This is a genomic window from Nibricoccus aquaticus, assembly GCF_002310495.1.
GTDB lineage: Bacteria > Verrucomicrobiota > Verrucomicrobiia > Opitutales > Opitutaceae > Nibricoccus > Nibricoccus aquaticus.
In genome coordinates this window covers 1,709,833-1,727,682 of record NZ_CP023344.1, presented here as the reverse complement: position 1 = coordinate 1,727,682, position 17,850 = coordinate 1,709,833, and the positions used below count along the sequence as shown (strand labels likewise).

The following is a 17,850-nucleotide window of genomic DNA, read 5'->3' as shown; positions in this document are numbered from 1 at the left end:
CAGTTCATGGTGGCGGCATGAGCCGCTCGCAGCCTTCGCCACGCACCGGAAAGAAAGCCACGATCTACGATCTCGCCCGCCTGGCCGATGTCTCGCCCGGCACGGTCAGCCGCGTGCTCAACAACCGCGACAAGGTGAAGCCCGAGACACGCGAACGCATCCTGCGCGCCGCGAAGGAGCTCAATCTCAAGCCGCAGGTCTCCGTGCGCACGCGTCAGATCGCGATTCTTTCGGAGCCGACGTTCACTGATCGCATTGAGGGCTACGCTGCGACGCTGACGGCGCATCTCGCGTTTGAGTTCTCGCGCAAAAATATCGGTGTGCTCCTGCCGTCGAATCCCTTCGAGCAACTGCCCGGAGCATTTCTCGATGGCATCATCGCGGTCACGTTCGACAAAGGACTCCGCTCGATGCTCGCCGAGCTCGAGACGCGTCTGCCGGTCGTGTACATGGACAAATTCGACGCCGAGTCGCGCCAGCTTACCGTCTGCTCCGATCACTTCAGCTCCGGCTATCTCGCCGCGAAGCACTTGCTCGCGCGTGGCAAGCGCAAGCTCGCCTTTATGGGTGGCGACGCTCCGCCGTTTCTGGAGCGGCTGAAAGGTTTTCGCAAAGCCCTCGCCGAGGCCAAGGTGCCCGCCGACGACCGCCTGCTCCTGCCGATGGCCCCGGGTGTGAATCATTTCTCCGCCGTCACGCGCATCGTGCGCGCCGGTGCCGACAGTATCTACGCGCCGGGCACGAGCTTCCAGGCAATGGAGTGTCTCCACATCCTGACCTACGTGATGGGCCTCAAAGTACCGCAGGACATCTCGCTCATCGGCGGTGAAAACGAAGGCATCTCGATCATCCAAAATCCGCCGCTCACCACGATCGAAGAGCCGCTCCGCGAAATGGCCGAGCAGGCGGTCGTCATGATGGATTCGCTGACGTCCGGCGAGCGCCTGCAAAACCGTCAGGTCAGCCTGCCCGTCCGCCTGATCGAACGCGACTCGGTGTCATAACGATCACCGGCGAACACCGACATCCGCGCGCGACCGTCCTTCCAATCAAGCACCGCCTCGCGCCATCGAGTAAAAGAGTTTACTAAATGATAAAACAAAACGAAGCCAGCCGACTCACCGCTCATCCGGTCAACTCACTGAATCTGGCCGGAGATTTTTTCCATGACTGAGAGCCTCCGCCTCGACCGCGACTGGGAATTCCGGCGCGTTTCCGCTGCCGAGGATGCCGCGGGCTGGCAGCGCGTGGATCTGCCGCACACGCCGTTTCAGCCGGATCTTGACGGGCGCGATCACTGGCTCGGCGAGTGCGAGTATCGCCGCAAGTTGCGCGCGACACCTGCGCGCGAAGGCTCGCGTCACGTGCTCTATGTCGGCGCGGCCATGCACTCGGCGCGCGTGCTGATCGACGGTGTCGAGTGCGGGCGGCACTCTGGCGGCTATCTGCCCTTCGAGGTAGATCTGACCGCTGCGCTCGCCGATGGCGAAACGCACACACTGCTCCTCGTGCTCGATAATCGCGATCACCCCGATGTGCCGCCGGGCAAGCCCTACGCGGATCTGGATTTTTGCTGGTACGGAGGTCTCTACCGCGAGGTGGAGCTGCGCGTTTATCCAGCGTTGCACATCACCGATCCGGTTGCGGCGGGCGAAGTCGCGGGCGGCGGCGTTTTGATTCGCACGCTCGAAGCCAGTTCCGAACGCGCGCTGGTCAGCGCCAAAATCCACGTGCGCAACTCGGGCTCGGCTTCGCTGCCGGCGGTGGTGCGCGTTGAGTTTTTCGCAGCAGGCAAGTCGGTCGCCTCGGCTGTCAGCGGACGTCTCACGCTGGCGGCCGGGCAGGCGATTCACACGGAGCTGGAACTCTCGTTGTCGCGACCGCGGCTCTGGAGCGTGGATGATCCCGTGCTGCACGAGGTGCATGTCACCGTGTGTTCTCCCGAGGGAGCGGTGATCGACCGGCGGGTGGAGCGCGTCGGCGTGCGGCGCATCGCATTTTCCCGCTCGGGCGGGTTTCAGCTCAATGGCCGCCGTATCCGTCTTCGCGGCACGAACCGCCACCAGGAAATGCCCTATGTCGGCTACGCCGCTGGACGCGCCGCGCAGTACCGTGACGCGCGCCGCATCAAGGAGGCTGGATTCGATTATGTGCGGCTCTCGCACTACCCGCAGTCGTCGCATTTTCTCGATGCGTGCGACGAGCTAGGCATCGTCGTGATGAACGCGATCCCCGGCTGGCAGTTCATCGGCGGCGAGGCATTTCAAGAAGCGTGTTACCAAAACGCGCGTGAGGTGATCCGTCGTGACCGCAACCACGCGTGCGTGGTGCTCTGGGAGCTTTCGCTCAACGAGACGCAGATGCCCGAGGCGTTCATGGCAAAGCTGCACGCCATCGGGCACGAGGAGCTGCCGGGCGATCAGATGTATACGTGTGGTTGGATGGATCGCTACGACGTGTACATCCACTCGCGCCAGCACGGAGAAATCCATCGCTGGCAGAACGGCGACAAGGCGCTCGTCATCGCAGAATATGGCGACTGGGAATTCTACGCGGCCAACGAAGGCTTCGATCAGAAGACCGGCGCGGGCGTTCATGCAGCGTGGAGCAACGCGCGGCAGTTTCGCTCCGCCGGCGAACGCGGGCTGCGTCAGCAGGTGTGGAATCACCAGATCGCGCTCAACGACACGCTCTCGTCGCCTGCGGTGCTCGATGGGCAGTGGTGCGTGTTCGACTACGCGCGCGGTTATCATCCGGTCCGGGCGGCGTGCGGGGTGATGGATGTTTTTCGGCTGCCGAAGTTCTCGTACTATTTCTACCGCAGCCAGCGCGGGCCGTCTGAAGACGCGAGTAACTGGACCGGCGGGCCGGTGGTGTTCATCGCCTCGCATTGGACGCCTGCCTCCGATCTGCGCGTGCTCGTTTATAGCAACTGTGCCGAAGTGGAGCTCTCGCTCGACGGCCACACGCTCGGCCGCAAGCGGCCCGACGTGGCGTGGATGTCGCAGCACCTGCCGCATCCGCCGTTCATGTTCGATCTGCCGCGCTTCACCCCCGGCACACTGACGGCGACGGGTTATGTCGGAAATCTGCCCTGCGCCACTCATCGCGTTTCCACGCCGGGAAATCCCGCCGCACTGGAACTGGCGATCGACGATCTCGGCATCGCGGCGGCATCCGGCGAATCCGACACGGTTATCGCCCACGTCTTCATCCGGGATGAGCGCGGCGCGCTCTGTATCGAGGAAACGGGCACCGTGGTCTTTGCGCTGGAAAGCGCTGCCGTGCTGGCCGGGCCGGCGACGGTCTCTGCCGAAGCGGGCATCGCCTCGACGGTCCTGCGGCTCTCGCCCGAGGAGTTGAGCGCTGGCTTCAGTCTTCAGGCGTCGTTCGGCGGACTCAGAGGCTCGGTGGCGGTCGCTGGTTTTTCTGTGGATAAATCTGCACCGCCTCGGGTGCCGCCCGCACCGCTTCAGCCGGCGTGATTTTCTCGCGACCGCTTTCGCCGCGACACCCTTGCGGCGTTGTTCAACCCCATACCCCCATGAAACTACCCCGTCTCATACCCCTCGCCGCGTTGCTCGCGGCTGCGCTCGTTTCGTCGGCCCACGCGGCCATCTGGATCAAAGGCTGCGACGTTTCTTCGCTGAAGAAGAGCGAAGACAAAGGCGGCAAATACTTCTACGCGTCCGGTTATCAGGACGACGCTTTGAAAATCCTGCGCGACGGCGGTGTGAACACCGTTCGCCTCAAAGTCTGGGTCAACTCGCCCGACGGTTATCACAACAAGGCCCGCGTGCTCGCGGTGGCGAAGCGCGCGAAGAGTTTTGGCCAGAAGATCCTGGTTGATTTCCACTACTCCGACACATGGGCCGATCCGGGCAAGCAGACGAAGCCATCGGCGTGGAGCAGCTATAATCTCAGCGCGCTCAATACGGCGGTGTACAATCACACGTACGACATCTGCAAAGCCCTCGCCAACCAGGGCACGCCCGCCGACTACGTGCAGATCGGAAACGAGATCAACGACGGCCTGTTGTGGAACGAGGGCCGACTGTCTTCGGTGAACTATAACTTCACCAACCTGTGCCAGCTGCTCCGCTCGGGCATCAACGGCGCGAAGGCAGCCAACTCCTCGACGGCGATCGTGCTGCACATCGCGAAGGGCGGCGACTGGGAGTTGATCAAGTGGTGGTTCGATAACGTGAAGGCGCAGGGCATCGCGTGGGATTACACCGGCGTTTCCTATTACCCGTACTGGCACGGCAGTCTCACCTCGCTCCAGACAGCGCTCAATAATGCGGCGAGCCGTTTCGCGAAGCCGGTGCTCGTCGTCGAGACTGCCTACCCGTTCACGCTCGCCGCTGGTGACAGTGCGGCGAACAACATCGGGCTCTCGTCGCAGCTGGTGAGCGGTTATCCGGCGACGCTTCAGGGCCAGTACGACATGATCAAAAAAATCTGCACCATCGTGAACTCGGTCCCGAATAACCGCGGCGCGGGCGTGATCTACTGGGAAGGCACGTGGACTCCGGTCACCGGTAACGGCTGGGACAACATCAACGCCAGCTCGGGCAACAACTGGGAAAACCAGGCGCTCTTCGACTTCACTGGGAAGGCCCTGTGGTCGATGGATGCGTTCAAGTTGTTCTAAGCCCGCGCGACTTTTTCCGGCCGCTGAATTTTTTGCTCACATACCTTGGCGGCCTCGGTCGCCGTGAGCGAGAAAACCAAAAAGAGCCGCGAAGCCTTCACCGGTTTCGCGGCTTCTTATTTTTGCAGGTACTTCGTGATCGCCTGCGTGCGGGAGTGGACCTGGAGTTTTTCGTAAATGCGGCGGATGTAAGTCGTCACGGTCGGGCCGCTCACGCCGAGCGAGTCGGCGATCTCCTTGTAGAGATAGCCTTTCGTGAGCAGGGCGAGGACGGATTGCTCGCGTGGCGAAAGGGTATCCAGCTCGGAACGTCCGGTTGTTGAGCTGCCGGAGCGCGAAAACGACTGCACGACTTTGCGCGCGATGCCGCTGCTCATCGGCGAGCCGCCAACGCGGATGTCGGTGATCGCTTCGAGCAATTCTTTGCGGCGCGTCCCTTTCAAAAGATAGCCCGTCGCTCCGGCAGCGAGAGCGGCGAAGATGTGGTCGGCGTCTTCATAGACCGTGAGCATGAGAAACTGCGTGTTGGGCATGGACACCTTCAACTGTTTGACCGCATCGACGCCGTTCATCTCGGGGAGATTGATGTCCACGAGCACTACATCTGGGCCTTCCTCCGGGAGGGCTTTGATCGCGGGAGCGCACCGCTCATACTGGCTCACGAGTTCGAGGGTGGGAGTGCTCGCGATGATCTCGGTCAGGATCTGGCGCGTGGGGCCGTCGTCTTCGATGATCGAAATACGGGTTTTCATGGGTGCGGGGAAGCGGTGACCGTGGGAGGTGCGGGGAGGTTTCTCAATTTTGCAGTTTTGGCAGGACGATCAGGAAAGTGACAAGTGTGCCGCCGCCGGGGCGCTCGGTGAAGCCGCAGGTGCCGTCGAGTTCTTCGATGCGCTGGCGGATATTTTTCAAACCGTTGCCGGACGAGACGCGGAACGGGTCGATGCTCTGGGCGAGCTTCGATGCCGCCAGGCCGCGGCCGTTGTCGGCGATGGTGATCTGGAGCGAGGACTCGTTCACCGCGATAGTGAGTTCGGCTTCCGTCGCGTGCGCGTGGCGGGCGATGTTGTTGAGCGCTTCTTTGCAGCAGAGGAAAAGATTGTGACGCGCTTGGCTGGTGAGGCTCACGGCGGGAAGCACGGCGGGCACATCGAGACGGCAGCGGATCTCGGCGGCTTTGAAAAAACTCTGGGCGAAATTCCCGACGTAATAGACGAGGCTCTCGAGGTCATCGCACTTCGGGTTAACCGCCCAGACAATCTCGTCCATGGAGCGGGTGATGGCGTTGGCGGCGTCGTAGATTTTTTCGAAGCTGCGGGCCTGCTCCGGATTTTCATGCTGGGCGAGCTGCGTGAGCAGGCTGATGTGCGTGAGGCTGGCGCCGAGATCGTCGTGGATGTTTTGCGCGATGCGAGTGCGCTCTCGCTCGATGGCGCGCTCGCGCTCGAGTCCTTCGAGGCGGCGGCGCAACCGGCGATGAGCCCAGATGCGCACGCAGGCGAAGATCACCAGCGTGAGCGCGGCGAAATAAAGGACATTGGCCCAATCGCTCTGCCACCAGAGCGGGACGACGGAGATGGGCAGCACGGTGTCCTGCGTACTCCAGACTCCGCTGCCGTTGCTCGCTTCCACGCGAAACATGTATTTGCCCGGAGGCAGCCGTGGATAAGTGGCGCTGCGGCCCGAGGTCTGCACGACCCAGTCGTTGTCGAATCCATCGAGCCGGTGGCGGACGAGGATCTGGTCGGGTGCGGAGAGATTGAGGGCGGAGAAGCGTATCTCGGTTTTCCTGACGCTGGAGGGGATCGCGATGTTGCTGGCGAGCGGCTGCGGTCGGTCGTCGAAAGAAATGGCGGAGAGCGTCACGGGTGGAGGGCCGCTGTCGTCCGAGGTCAGGGAGGGATCAAGGCGTAACATGCCGCGCCGGGTGGCGAACCAGAGTCCGCCGTCGCGCGCCTTCCAGGCGGAGGGTTGGAAGAGGCCGAGTGAGGACAGATCGGTGAGGCCGTCGTCTTTGCCCAGCACGACGGTGTGGACGCTTTGGATTTTGCCGCTGGCGAAATCGCGCAGCTGATCGCGATCAATCCGAAAGATGCCACGCCTCGAGGCGAACCAGTAGCGGCCGGAATCATCGGTGAGGATCTGTGTCACGTTGTTGTTGGGCAGTCCCTGAGCGGTCCCGAGCGTGCGCACATGAGGCGTCGCATCGGGTTTCACAATGAGCACGCCGCTCGAGGTGGTCGCGATAAGCAGCGTGCCGTCTGCTTCGAAGCGCAGTGCCTGCAATGAGCCGCAGTCCTCTGCGCCGGGAAGTGGCACGCGCTCGAAGCGTTCGCCGACGGAGCGAAACAACCGTCCATCGGCTGCGCCCACCCAAAGCGCGCCAGAGGCATCTTCGGCGAAGCCGCGCACTTCTCGGCCGTCGAAGCCGTCATTGGTGGAGAAAACGCGGACGTCATTATCCCGCCAGCGCGCGATGGAGTCGGGATCGACGGAGAGCCAGTAATCGCCGTTGCGCGCGACATAGGTGGCCCGCACGAGTTTGAAGTTATCGAGCGAGCGGATACGGTCGAGGCGGTCGGGGTAGGTGGCGTTGGTGCGGTACACGCCGATGCCGCTGGTGATCCAGACGCTGCCGTTGGCCGCAGGATAAACCGACATGGCGCTGAATTGCCGCCAGTTCAGCCGGCGCGAGATAAGATCGGCCTTGCTGTCGATGACGCGCACCACGCCGCCATCGCGATTGGCGAGCCAGATCACGCCGTTGGCGTCCTCGGCGACCGTGGAGCTGAAGTTGTCTTTGAGGCCGCTGTCCTTGTCGAAGAGTTGATATGCTTTGGGTCGCAGCCGGTTGAGGCCGCCGCCGTTGGTGCCCGCCCAGATGCCGCCGTCGGCATCTTCGCAGAGCGAATAGATGTCCTCATGCGACGTGGGCACGGCGAGAACCTGCCCGGGTGAAATCCGGAAAAGTCCGTGCGAGCGCGTGCCGATCCAGATTTTCCCGTAGCGATCTTCGATGGCCGCCTGAATGAAGTGCGATCCCTGCAACTCCGACAGTGGCGCGATCAACTCCAGTTTTTCGCCGGTCCATTTCATCGCGGCTTCGGTGGTGAACAGCCACGGACCGCCTGAGCGGCTGGAGGCGATGCGGACTTCGTTGCTGGCATGATCGACCGGGAGGGGAATCCATCGCGTGCCGTCGAAACGCGCGACAAGCGTGTTGATGGCGACCCAGACATGTCCTGCGCCATCAGTCGCGAAGGCGGGGATTTTCCGGCCGGTGAGTCCGGCGGGTGGATCGAATCGTTGCGATTGCCCGTCCGCCCTTCGCAGCACGGTGCCGTCTTCGCAGCCGAACCAGAGCGTGCCGTTTTTCTCGGAGAAAATAGCGCGCACGTTTTTCCCTTCGAGCGCGGGCTCCCGCTCGAAGACGAAGGCCTGATGATCGCGCCGGTAAACGCCATCGACCGCGCCCGGGGTGTTGCCGTCGGTGTTGCCGTTGGCGTTGCCCAGCGCGAGCAGGCGGCCCGGTGCGTCTGCGGGTGGCATCGAGGGGTGGATCATGCCGCGCTGGGAAACTTCCGGGGGAGTTTCCGCCGGCTCGAAGCTCGTGCCGTCGAAACGCACAAGCCCGCCCGTGGTCGCCACCCAGAGATAGCCTTTTTCATCCAACATCAGGCTGCCGATCTCGTCGGAAGGCAGGCCGTCGGAAGCATGCCACGCGCGCAGCGTATACTCGGACGGAGCATTGTGCTGTGGCTCAGTCGCTGCGGCGCACGCGCCCAAGCACGAGAAAGTGAATACGAGCAGGCGGACCAGGCATGGGAGAAATCGGAGCACGGAGAGGGGTGGGGGAGTTAAGCCACTGGAGCGGCCGTGGCTGAGGACCGCCACTGAGGTTGCCGGTTAGTCAGCCGGACGGTGGCGGCAAAGGCGGCAGAAAATTTTCACGACGGCTGTCATCAGAATTGATGACATGACGGGCGCAAGACTGGCGGTTATAGTGAGCGAGTCTTTCGACGGTTCCCCTTCACTCCAGCCATCCGCTGGGTGCCGTGTGAGATGACCATCCTCATTCCCACCGGTGCGATCCGCGCCGGGTTTCCTCCCGCCCCATGATCTCGCTCCGTCGTTTGTTAGCGGCATGCTCCGCCGCGCTCGTCTTCACGCATCTCTCGCCCGCAGCGACGATCCTCGACGACTCGTTCGCGGATGGCAGCAGCGTGAACCAAAACCTGGCGACCAATTCGGTGCAGGTATTCAAGTCACGCACGGGCACCACGCGGACGGATGCCACCGGATCGGTGACCTACGGGCAGACGCAGACGAGCGCTGAGGCGCATTGGTTTCATTTCACCGACACGACTCCGGTGAGTTTGCAGGTGGGCGACAGCATCACGGTGAGTGCCACGTTTTCTCTAACCACACCCGCAGCATCGGGAGGCACCGTCCGCTTCGGGTTGTTCGACTCGAAGACGACCCGCCTTCTCGTGGACAAAACCGGCGGGCATAGCGACCCCCTGCTCTCGGATGATCCCGGCTACATGGGCCAGCTCGCGACCGACGCGAATGCCGCCGTGGGGCCCTTCACCTGGCTCGGCCGCCGCGACACGCTGGTGACCACCAATCTCTTTAACTCGACCGCCGACTTCCCGTTGCTGGCGAGCCTCACCGCCGGTTCGACTGATCGAGTAGCCCTGGCTTCCGGTGTGCCCTACACGCTCAGCCTCAAAGTCGAGCGCCAGAGCTTCACGGTGAACATCGTCACGCTCTCGATCACAGGCGGAGCCCTTCCATCCACGTACACCTACACCGGTACGGATAACGGCGCGGCCACTTCCAGCTACGCGTTCGACTGGTTTGGCTTTCGCTACAGCGGCAGCAACCTGGCATCGGCGGTCGTCTTCACGAACGTCAAAGTCGTCACCGCAACCGCGACACCAACGGCTCCCGCCATCACCACCCAGCCCGCGAGCCAGTCGGTGAATGTCGGTGCTAACGCCTCCTTTAACGTCGTCGCGACCGGCACAGGCCTGACCTATCAGTGGTACAAAGACACCGTCGCCATCGGCAGCGCGACTTCGGATACGCTGGCGCTCACGAATGTGCAGCTCTCCGACGCGGGCAGCTACACCGTCAAAGTCACCAACACCGGCGGCGATGTCACCAGTTCGGCCGCCGTGCTCACCGTCAACACCCCCGCCGTCGCCCCCTCCATCACCACGCATCCCGCCGGGCAGACCGTGAACGCTGGAGCCAGCGCCAGTTTCAGCGTCGTTGCCTCGGGCACCGCGCCGCTCACTTACCAATGGAAAAAAGATGGTGCGGACATCGGCGGCGCGACCGGCGCGACCTACACGATTGCGAGCACGGTCACCGGCGATTCCGGCAGCTACACCGTTGTCGTCACCAACTCCGTCAACAGCGCCACCAGCAACGCCGCAGTCCTCACGGTTAACTCCGGCGCAGGCAGCGCTCCGACGATCACGACGCAGCCGATGAGCCGTAACATCGTCGCCGGTTCGGACGTCACGCTCACCGTCGCCGCCACGGGCACCGGGCCGTTCACCTATCAGTGGAAGAAGGACTCCACCGACATCAGCGGTGCGACGGGTGCGAGCCTGGTCCTCGCCAATCTGTCTCCGTCTGACTCTGGCAACTACACCGTCGTCGTCACCAACGCGGGCGGCGGCACGCCCAGCAGCGTGGCCCGTCTCGCGGTTGCTCCTGCGGGTGCGCTCGCCTGGCAGTCGTACAATGCCACCACTGGCGCGCGGATCAGCGCCAACGCAGCGAGCTTCGATCCCGCGACCAACACCTACACCTTCACGGTTCCCGCCAACAGCACGCAGACGCTCGTCACAAGCAGCTTCGTGCCGCTCGTGCTGGCCAAGCCCGCGACCGGATCGAACAACCTTCCGGTGACCTTCTCGATGAAGTCGTCAGGCGGCTACGGCATCAACGGCTCCGTCCAGTTTGCCTACACCGGTTTCGGCCTCTTCAACGACGGAGGCACGCTTCCCGCCGCGACGGGCAATTTCACCGACGACAAAGGTCTCTGGATCGAACTCTACCAGAGCACTGGTGCGGTGAGCATGAAACCTCAGAGCGTGACGAGCACCGTGCCGTTCTGTCCGGTCGGTTTGATGGCGCTCGATATCAATTCTCCCTACGGCATGGGCACCGGCACCGGCGGCGCGCTCGGCACCATCGCCGATAATGTGCTCGTTGACATGACCGTGCGTCCCTCGGCGCTCGCCAGCGGCGCGGTGCAGCTCGGCACCTCGACCAGCACCGTGGCCACCAGCGGCGGCGCGTTTGTCGATAACGCGACCAACGGCACGGCGATCAATCGTCGCGTGTATAGTAGCGCGTCGTCGGGCCTCTCCGTCGCGAGCGCGTCGATCACGTTCAACCAGTTCGGTTATCAGTTCCAGAATTCCACCGCCAGCGATGTCACGCTCCAGTTGAGCAACTTCACCGGCCTCATGCCGCCGCCGTATTTCACGACCCAGCCGCCCTCCAGCATGATCGTCACCACCGGCGAAAGCGTGACCTTCGCCGCCGTCGCCGCAGGCAGCGCGACTTCCTACCAATGGCAGGTCAGCACCAACGGCGGCACCTCGTTCGCCAACATTAGTTCCGTCTCCAACGCCTCGGCCGCCACCGCCGCACTCACGCTCACCAACGTCCAGTCCGCAGACGCCGGCATCTATCAACTCGTCGCCACGAACGCCGCCGGTTCCACGGCGAGCGCGCAGATCACCGTCACCGTTTCCTCCACGCCCTTCGCTCCCGTGATTGCGACGCAGCCCGTCAGCAAGACCGTCACCGCAGGCGCCGCCGCGTCCTTCAGCGTCACCGCCAGCGGCACCGCTCCGCTCACTTACCAATGGCGCAAGAGCACCGACGCCGGGGCGACCTACGCCGATATTGGCGGCGCGAATACAGCCAGCCTCGCCTTCGCCAGCGCAACCATCGCCGACAACGGCCTCTACGTCGTCCGCCTGACCAACGGCCAGGGCACGGTCACGAGCGATGCCGCCACGTTCACCGTGAATCAGTCGCCGCTCATCACCGCTCAGCCCGTAAGCGTCACGCCAGCGCCGGGCGCATCGGCCACGCTCTCCGTCGTAGCCACGGCGTCACCTTCACCGACTTATCAATGGAAGAAAAACGGCGTCTCCATCACGGGCGCGACCAGCGCCAGCCTCACACTCTCGACGGTCAGCGGAGCCGACACCGGCAATTACACCGTCACCGTGACCAACGCCGCCGGCAGCGTCACCAGCACCACCGCCTCGGTGAATGTCCTCTCGGCCAGCCTCGCCGTATCGAGCCTCACACCGCTCAACGCCGCCAGTGCGATTTTCCCCGACGCGCCGCTCACGATCACGTTTAACCAGCCGATCTCCGCCGGGCTCAACGGCTCGATCAAGATCTACGACGCCGCCAGCCCCGTGACGCCTGTCGATACGATCAGTTTCGCCAACGCCACCGCACGCTCTGCCTCGGCCGCGTTGCTCGCACTCCCGATCCAGACCAAGACTGTCGGCACGCTCGCGGGCTTCAGCTATTACCCGGTCACGATCTCTGGCAACACCGCCACGATCTACCCGCGCAACCTCAGTCTGACCTACGGGAAAACTTACTACGTCATGGTCGATGCCGGCGTCTTCACCGATGCCAGCGGTCTCGCATTCAGCGGTATCACAAACACGACGACGTGGACCTTCACCACCAAGGCCGCTCCCGCCACCGCCACGACCTACACTGTCGCCAAGGATGGCTCGGGCGACTTCGCCAGCGTGCAGGCCGCGCTCGATTTCATCCCGGCCAACAACACCACGCCGACCACGATCCTCATCAAGAACGGCACCTACTACGAAATCGTTTACTGGGTCTCGAAGAACCAGCTCACGATCAAAGGCGAGAGCCGCACCGGCACGATCGTCGGTTATCCCAATAACAACACGCTGAACCCGCAGGGCACCAACGGCCGCGCCGCTTTCGAGGGACGCAGCAGCACAGGCACCGTGCTCACGAACCTCACGATCAAAAACTTCACGCCCATCGGTGGCAGCCAGGCCGAGGCGGTTTATTTCAACAATAACGCCGACGCACAGACGATCATCACGGGCGTCAATCTCTCCAGCTTCCAGGACACGCTCAACGTCAACGGACCGACCTACATCTCCAATACCTACATCGAGGGCGACACCGACTTCATGTGGGGCGGCGGCCCGGTTTTCTTCGAAAACTGCGAGCTGAAGATGCTCACCTCGGCTACATTCTACACGCAGGTCCGCAATCCTGCCACGAACCACGGCTTCGTTTATCTGAACTGCTTGTTCAGCGCGGGCAGCAATGTCACCGGCGCCTATCTCGGCCGCCTGAATCAAAACGCGCCCGCTTACACCGAGATGGTGCTGCTCAACTGCGTGATCGCCGACAACCTCCTCACGCCCGCCGCGTGGGATGCGAATACCATCACCGACCGCAGCAACACGCTCTGCGTCGAGTACAACTCCCGCAAACAGAGCGACAACACGCCCGTCGATGTCTCCGGCCGCATCTCCTGGTCCTATCAATGGACGCAGCCCGCCAACGCCACCGAGATCACCAACTACAGCAACGCCTACTGGGTCTTGAACACGCAGAAGAACGGCACGGCCAACACCACCACGTGGACGCCCGCACTCGCTCCCGCGATCATCACGCAGCCCGCCAGCGTCTCTGGCGCACTCGGTCAGTCTGCGACGTTTACGGTGGCAGCCACCGGCGCTCCAGCGCCCACTTACCAGTGGAAAAAGAACGGCACCGACATCACCGGTGCCACCAGCGCGACCTACACCATCGCGTCTCCGGTAATCGGAGACGCTGGAAGCTACACTGTGGTTGTGACCAATGCCACGAGCGCTGTCACCAGTTCGGCTGCGGCGCTCACGCTGGCCAGCCTGCCGGTCATCACGACGCAGCCCGTCAGCATCTCGGGCGCTATTGGCCAGAGCGCCTCCTTCAGCGTCGTCGCCACCGGCGTACCTGCGCCCACTTACCAGTGGAAAAAGGGCGGCATCGACATCACGGGGGCCACTGGCGCCAGCTATGCGATCGCGTCTCCGGTTGTCGGAGATGCCGGCACCTACACCGTGGTCGTCACCAACGCCGCCGGCTCCGTCACCAGCAACGCCGCCACGCTCACGCTCGGTAGTCTGCCCGCGATCACGACCCAGCCCGCCGCTGTCTCCGTCAATGTCGGCACTACCGCGACCTTCTCGGTCATCGCGTCCGGCACCGGTCCGCTGACTTACCAATGGCAGAAGAACTCCGTGAACATCAGCGGTGCGACCTCCACGAGCTACACGATCAATCCTGTGCAGACCATCGACGGCGCTTCGTACCGCGTGGTGGTCACCAACGCGCTCGGCTCCACCACGAGCAATGCCGCCACGCTCACCGTCGGCACGGTCTTCACCGCGCCGGTCCCTGATGGTTATGCCGCATCTGTCACCGGTGGCGGCACTGCTGGAGTCGCCGTGAACGCGACCACCGCCGCCGACTTCCGCACCTACGCCGAGGACACCACCGCCCGCACGATCACCGTCAGCGGCACGCTCAATCTCGGAGCTACGAAGGTCGCCGTGAAATCCAACAAGACCATCCAGGGTATCGACGGTAACGCCACGCTCATCGGCAACCTGGAACTCGCGAGCGGCGTTTCCAACGTCGTCATCCGCGGGCTGAACATCACCAACCCGACCGCGGGCGCTGACGGCATCTCCCTCGTGGGCGCGACCAACGTATACATCACGCACTGCACGCTCTTCGACTGCGCTGATGGGCTCATCGATATCACCGGCGGCGCGGACAACGTCACCGTTTCGTGGTGCGAGTTCTACTACACGACCGCGCAGACCACGCACCGCTATGCCATGACCATCGGTGCAGCCACCGGTGAGACGAAGGCGCTCCGCGTCTCGCTTCATCACAACTGGTTTTCCGATCGCGCCGACCAAAGCCTGCCCGCGACGACCTGGGGCCAGGTCCACATGTACAATAATTTCCTCAACAGCGCCGCCAACACCTCGGCGACCAGCGTGCTGGCTAACGCGCAGCTGCTGAGCGAGCGTAACCAGTACACCAGCCTCGCCAGCCCGCTCACGAAATCCGGTGGCGGCCTCATCCGGGCCAACAATAACGTGTACACGACCACGACCGGCACCGCCGCCGATGCGGGCACCGACACCGTGTTCACGCCGACGTACTCATACGAAATGCTGGTGACGAGCGACGTCAGTGCGCTGGTGCAGTCCGGCGCGGGCAACACCGCCGGCGCCGCCTCCGCCTCGCTCGCTTCAGCCTCGGCGACGATCACCGCCTCGGGCACGTCGATTACGACGGGCGGCTCGTTCACGCTCACCGCCACGTTCACGGGCTTCACCGGCACGGCGTACCAGTGGCGCTTGAACAACGCGCCGATCACCGGTGGCAACACCGCGACCTACACCGTCGCGAGTGCGCAAGCGGCCAACGCCGGCGTGTACACCGTGCTTATCGTGAAAACCTCCGGCGACGTGGTCAGCGCTCCGGTGACGATCTCCGTCAACACGCCGCCCGCCACGCCCGTGACGCCCGAGGCGAAAAAGGACGGCGGTGGCGCGCCGTCGTTCTGGTTCTTTGCCGCACTTTCGCTCCTGGCTCTAGGGCGCCGCCACAAACGGCGATGCCAGGCAGCGATCAGCGCCGGTTAGGCAGCGCGCGCCGCAGAAGAGTGGGACTCGCCTCCCGGTCAGCGCGCCCAAGCGCTCCCGGCCCGGGTGGCGGTCCCGCTCTTCTGCCAGCCAGCATCCCCGATTTTCCGCGCGATCCGCGCGGTACGCAGAGTCAGCAACCCCCAACAAATACCCCGCTATGTTCACGTCTCACGCTCCCCGCCTCGCCAAAATCCTTGGCCTGGCTCTTTCGTCTGCATTCCTCGGCGGCGCTGTCGCCAAGGCCGACATCGTATCCGACATCCAAAACGCCAAGTCAGGCACCACCATCAACGTCTCGGGCACTTACTCGATCACGACCCGCATCAACGTGCCCAGCGGTGTCACGGTCACTGGCCCGGCGACGTTTAACTTCAACGGTGCCAGCGCAGGCTTCGTCCCGGGCAACAACACCCGCCTCAATCAGCTCACGGTCAAAAACGTGAACGGCGTCGGTATCTACATCTACGGTACATCCGGCAGCATCATCAACTCGTGCATCGCCACCGGTAACAAAAACACCGGCATCCAGATCCAGGGCGCGGGCGCGAAGAATAACACGATCCAATACTGCCAGTCGTACAGCAACATCGACACCGCCACGCTCGGCCAGAACGCCGACGGTTTCGCGGCCAAGTTCTCCACCGGCACCGGCAACGTCTTCAAGAACTGCCTCGGCCATCATAACTCCGATGACGGCTGGGATTTCTGGCAGGCCGGAGCCGCTGTCACCGTGACGAGCTGCAACGCCTACAACAACGGCTCGCTCTCCGCGGGCAACGGCAACGGCTTCAAGATGGGCAGCTCCGGCATGAACCTCGCGCACGTGATGACCTCCTGCAAAGCCTACTCTAACAGCGGCACCACCGGCTGCGGCTTCACCCAGAACGGCAACACTGGCGCGACCAAGATCATCAGCTGCAGCAGCTATAGCAATAAAACCAAAGATTTGCTGACCAACTGCGTCCTCAGCGGTGGCAGCAGCATGCAATACTGAGTGCCTTGGTTGGGCACGCCGCGCCGCGCCGGTGAACTCTTCTTACCCCTGATGAGTTTTCCGCGCGCGGTGTGATCAGAGTTAGCGGAGGGCCGGGCTGCGATGGCCCGGCCCTTTTTATTACCAGTCATCTCTCATGAATCTTGAAAACATCTTCTCCAAAGTAGGGACGATGCTCCGCACGGTCCGCGTCTATTATCGGCGCTCCCGCTGGGTGCGCGAGCGCCGCCGCGTCGTTGGAAACCTATGACAACGCACCGAACGCCACGGTTTCGCCTGCTCTTGATCGCAACGGTGCTCGTGGTGGTTGCGATCAGCTCCTTCTGGCTCGGACGGGCGACAACGATGCGAAACCAGCTCGCCCCTGTTTCCGCCGCATCGAGTGGCGTCGCGGTCGCTGAACTGACGCGCTTGGGCATATCGCGGACCCAGGTCTCTGAAGACTCGTCGTCCAGTACCCGCGCGTGGGAGGAGAATAATTGGCGGCAGCTCCTCGCGCGGCCGGCCTCTCGCACAAGAAACCAACAACTCGCCCAGATGCTTACCGCACTGGCGAAGACGGAGCCGGATCGCGCCATGCAACTGGCGCAGGCGGAGAAAAATTTAGTCCTGCGTGAAGCATTGATTCAGTCCGCGTTGAGCGGCTGGGGCGCGACCGCACCGCGCGATGCAGCGATGTGGGTTTGCGCGCTCGATGATCAGGCGAAGCGGAGCACTGCGATGGAAACGGTTTTCGCGAGCGCCGCCGCGAGCCTGCCCGACGAAGCGGTGAAGCTCGGGCGTGAATTGTTCTCGCAGCATCCCGACGCAGCGACCGGCTACGGCTGCTCGCTGGTGGATGCGCTTTGCGCCGCGGGAAATTTTGAAACGGCGGTGGCGCTGGCCATTCATCCCGGTGCGCTCGAGGCGACAGGCCGCTCGATCCTGCTTGCGAAAGCGTACTCGGCGTGGGCGACGATGCAGCCTGAAGAGGCGGGGCGAGCTGCGTGCGCGTTGCCCGATCCGGCTGAGCGCAGCGAGGCACTTCATGCGGTGATCGGCGGATGGGGGCAGGTCGATCCGGCGGGGCTGACGCAGTTTGTTGCGCGGCTTCCGGCCGGGCCGGATCGCATTTCGCAGATGGGGCAGGCGCTGCGCGCGTGGTCGCAGGTCGATGCGGCTGCGGCGTCGCACTGGGTTAAGACGAACGACATTGGCCCTGGCCTGGATGATGGTGTGGCCGCGATGGCCGGCGCGGGATTTCTTGAACCGAAAGAAGCGGCGGGCTGGGTGAGCGACATCGCGAGTCCCGTGCTGCGTTCACAAACGCTGCTCACCGTGCTGCGTAACTGGGCGAACACCGACCCGGATGCCGCACGGAAGCATTTTGAGAACACGCGCGATCTTTTGCCGGCGGATAGAGCGCTGGCGGCGTCGCTCCTCGCGCATCCGGGAGGGCTTTGATTTTT

General features: G+C 63.3%; 8 protein-coding genes. 6 read left to right on the top strand and 2 right to left on the bottom strand.

Going from position 1 to position 17,850, the window contains the following annotated elements:
• Positions 1-17: 17 nt before the first annotated feature.
• The 3 genes from CMV30_RS07090 to CMV30_RS07080 all read left to right on the top strand — a co-directional run bounded on the left by CMV30_RS07090 (position 18) and on the right by CMV30_RS07080 (position 4,654).
• Positions 18-1,004, top strand: a complete 987-nt coding sequence (locus CMV30_RS07090) for a LacI family DNA-binding transcriptional regulator (protein WP_096057661.1) — start codon at positions 18-20, stop codon at positions 1,002-1,004.
• A gap of 162 nt (positions 1,005-1,166) precedes the next feature.
• Entirely contained in the window at positions 1,167-3,485 is a 2,319-nt protein-coding gene (locus tag CMV30_RS07085; protein ID WP_096055367.1) for a glycoside hydrolase family 2 protein, read from the top strand.
• A 59-nt stretch (positions 3,486-3,544) separates the two neighbouring features.
• Positions 3,545-4,654: a glycoside hydrolase family 53 protein gene (locus CMV30_RS07080; protein ID WP_096055366.1), complete on the top strand. Its 1,110-nt coding sequence runs from the start codon at positions 3,545-3,547 to the stop codon at positions 4,652-4,654.
• A gap of 116 nt (positions 4,655-4,770) precedes the next feature.
• On the opposite strand, the gene CMV30_RS07075 is transcribed toward CMV30_RS07080, so the two are convergent.
• The gene (locus tag CMV30_RS07075) at positions 4,771-5,406 is read right to left on the bottom strand and encodes a response regulator transcription factor (RefSeq protein WP_096055365.1); all 636 of its coding nucleotides are present in this window, start codon (positions 5,404-5,406) and stop codon (positions 4,771-4,773) included.
• Between the two features lie 43 nt (positions 5,407-5,449).
• Positions 5,450-8,494: a sensor histidine kinase gene (locus tag CMV30_RS07070; protein WP_175414765.1), complete on the bottom strand. Its 3,045-nt coding sequence runs from the start codon at positions 8,492-8,494 to the stop codon at positions 5,450-5,452.
• Positions 8,495-8,769: 275 nt separating this feature from the next.
• Between CMV30_RS07070 and CMV30_RS07065 the strand changes: the two genes are divergently transcribed.
• The 3 genes from CMV30_RS07065 to CMV30_RS07055 all read left to right on the top strand — a co-directional run bounded on the left by CMV30_RS07065 (position 8,770) and on the right by CMV30_RS07055 (position 17,845).
• Positions 8,770-15,405, top strand: a complete 6,636-nt coding sequence (locus tag CMV30_RS07065) for a pectinesterase family protein (protein ID WP_096055363.1) — start codon at positions 8,770-8,772, stop codon at positions 15,403-15,405.
• Positions 15,406-15,565: 160 nt separating this feature from the next.
• Positions 15,566-16,402 (top strand): right-handed parallel beta-helix repeat-containing protein, encoded by an 837-nt coding sequence (locus CMV30_RS07060; RefSeq protein ID WP_096055362.1) that lies wholly within the window; start codon positions 15,566-15,568, stop codon positions 16,400-16,402.
• Positions 16,403-16,684: 282 nt separating this feature from the next.
• Complete coding sequence (locus CMV30_RS07055) at positions 16,685-17,845, top strand: hypothetical protein (RefSeq protein WP_138223178.1); 1,161 nt, start codon at positions 16,685-16,687, stop codon at positions 17,843-17,845.
• Positions 17,846-17,850: the final 5 nt, after the last annotated feature.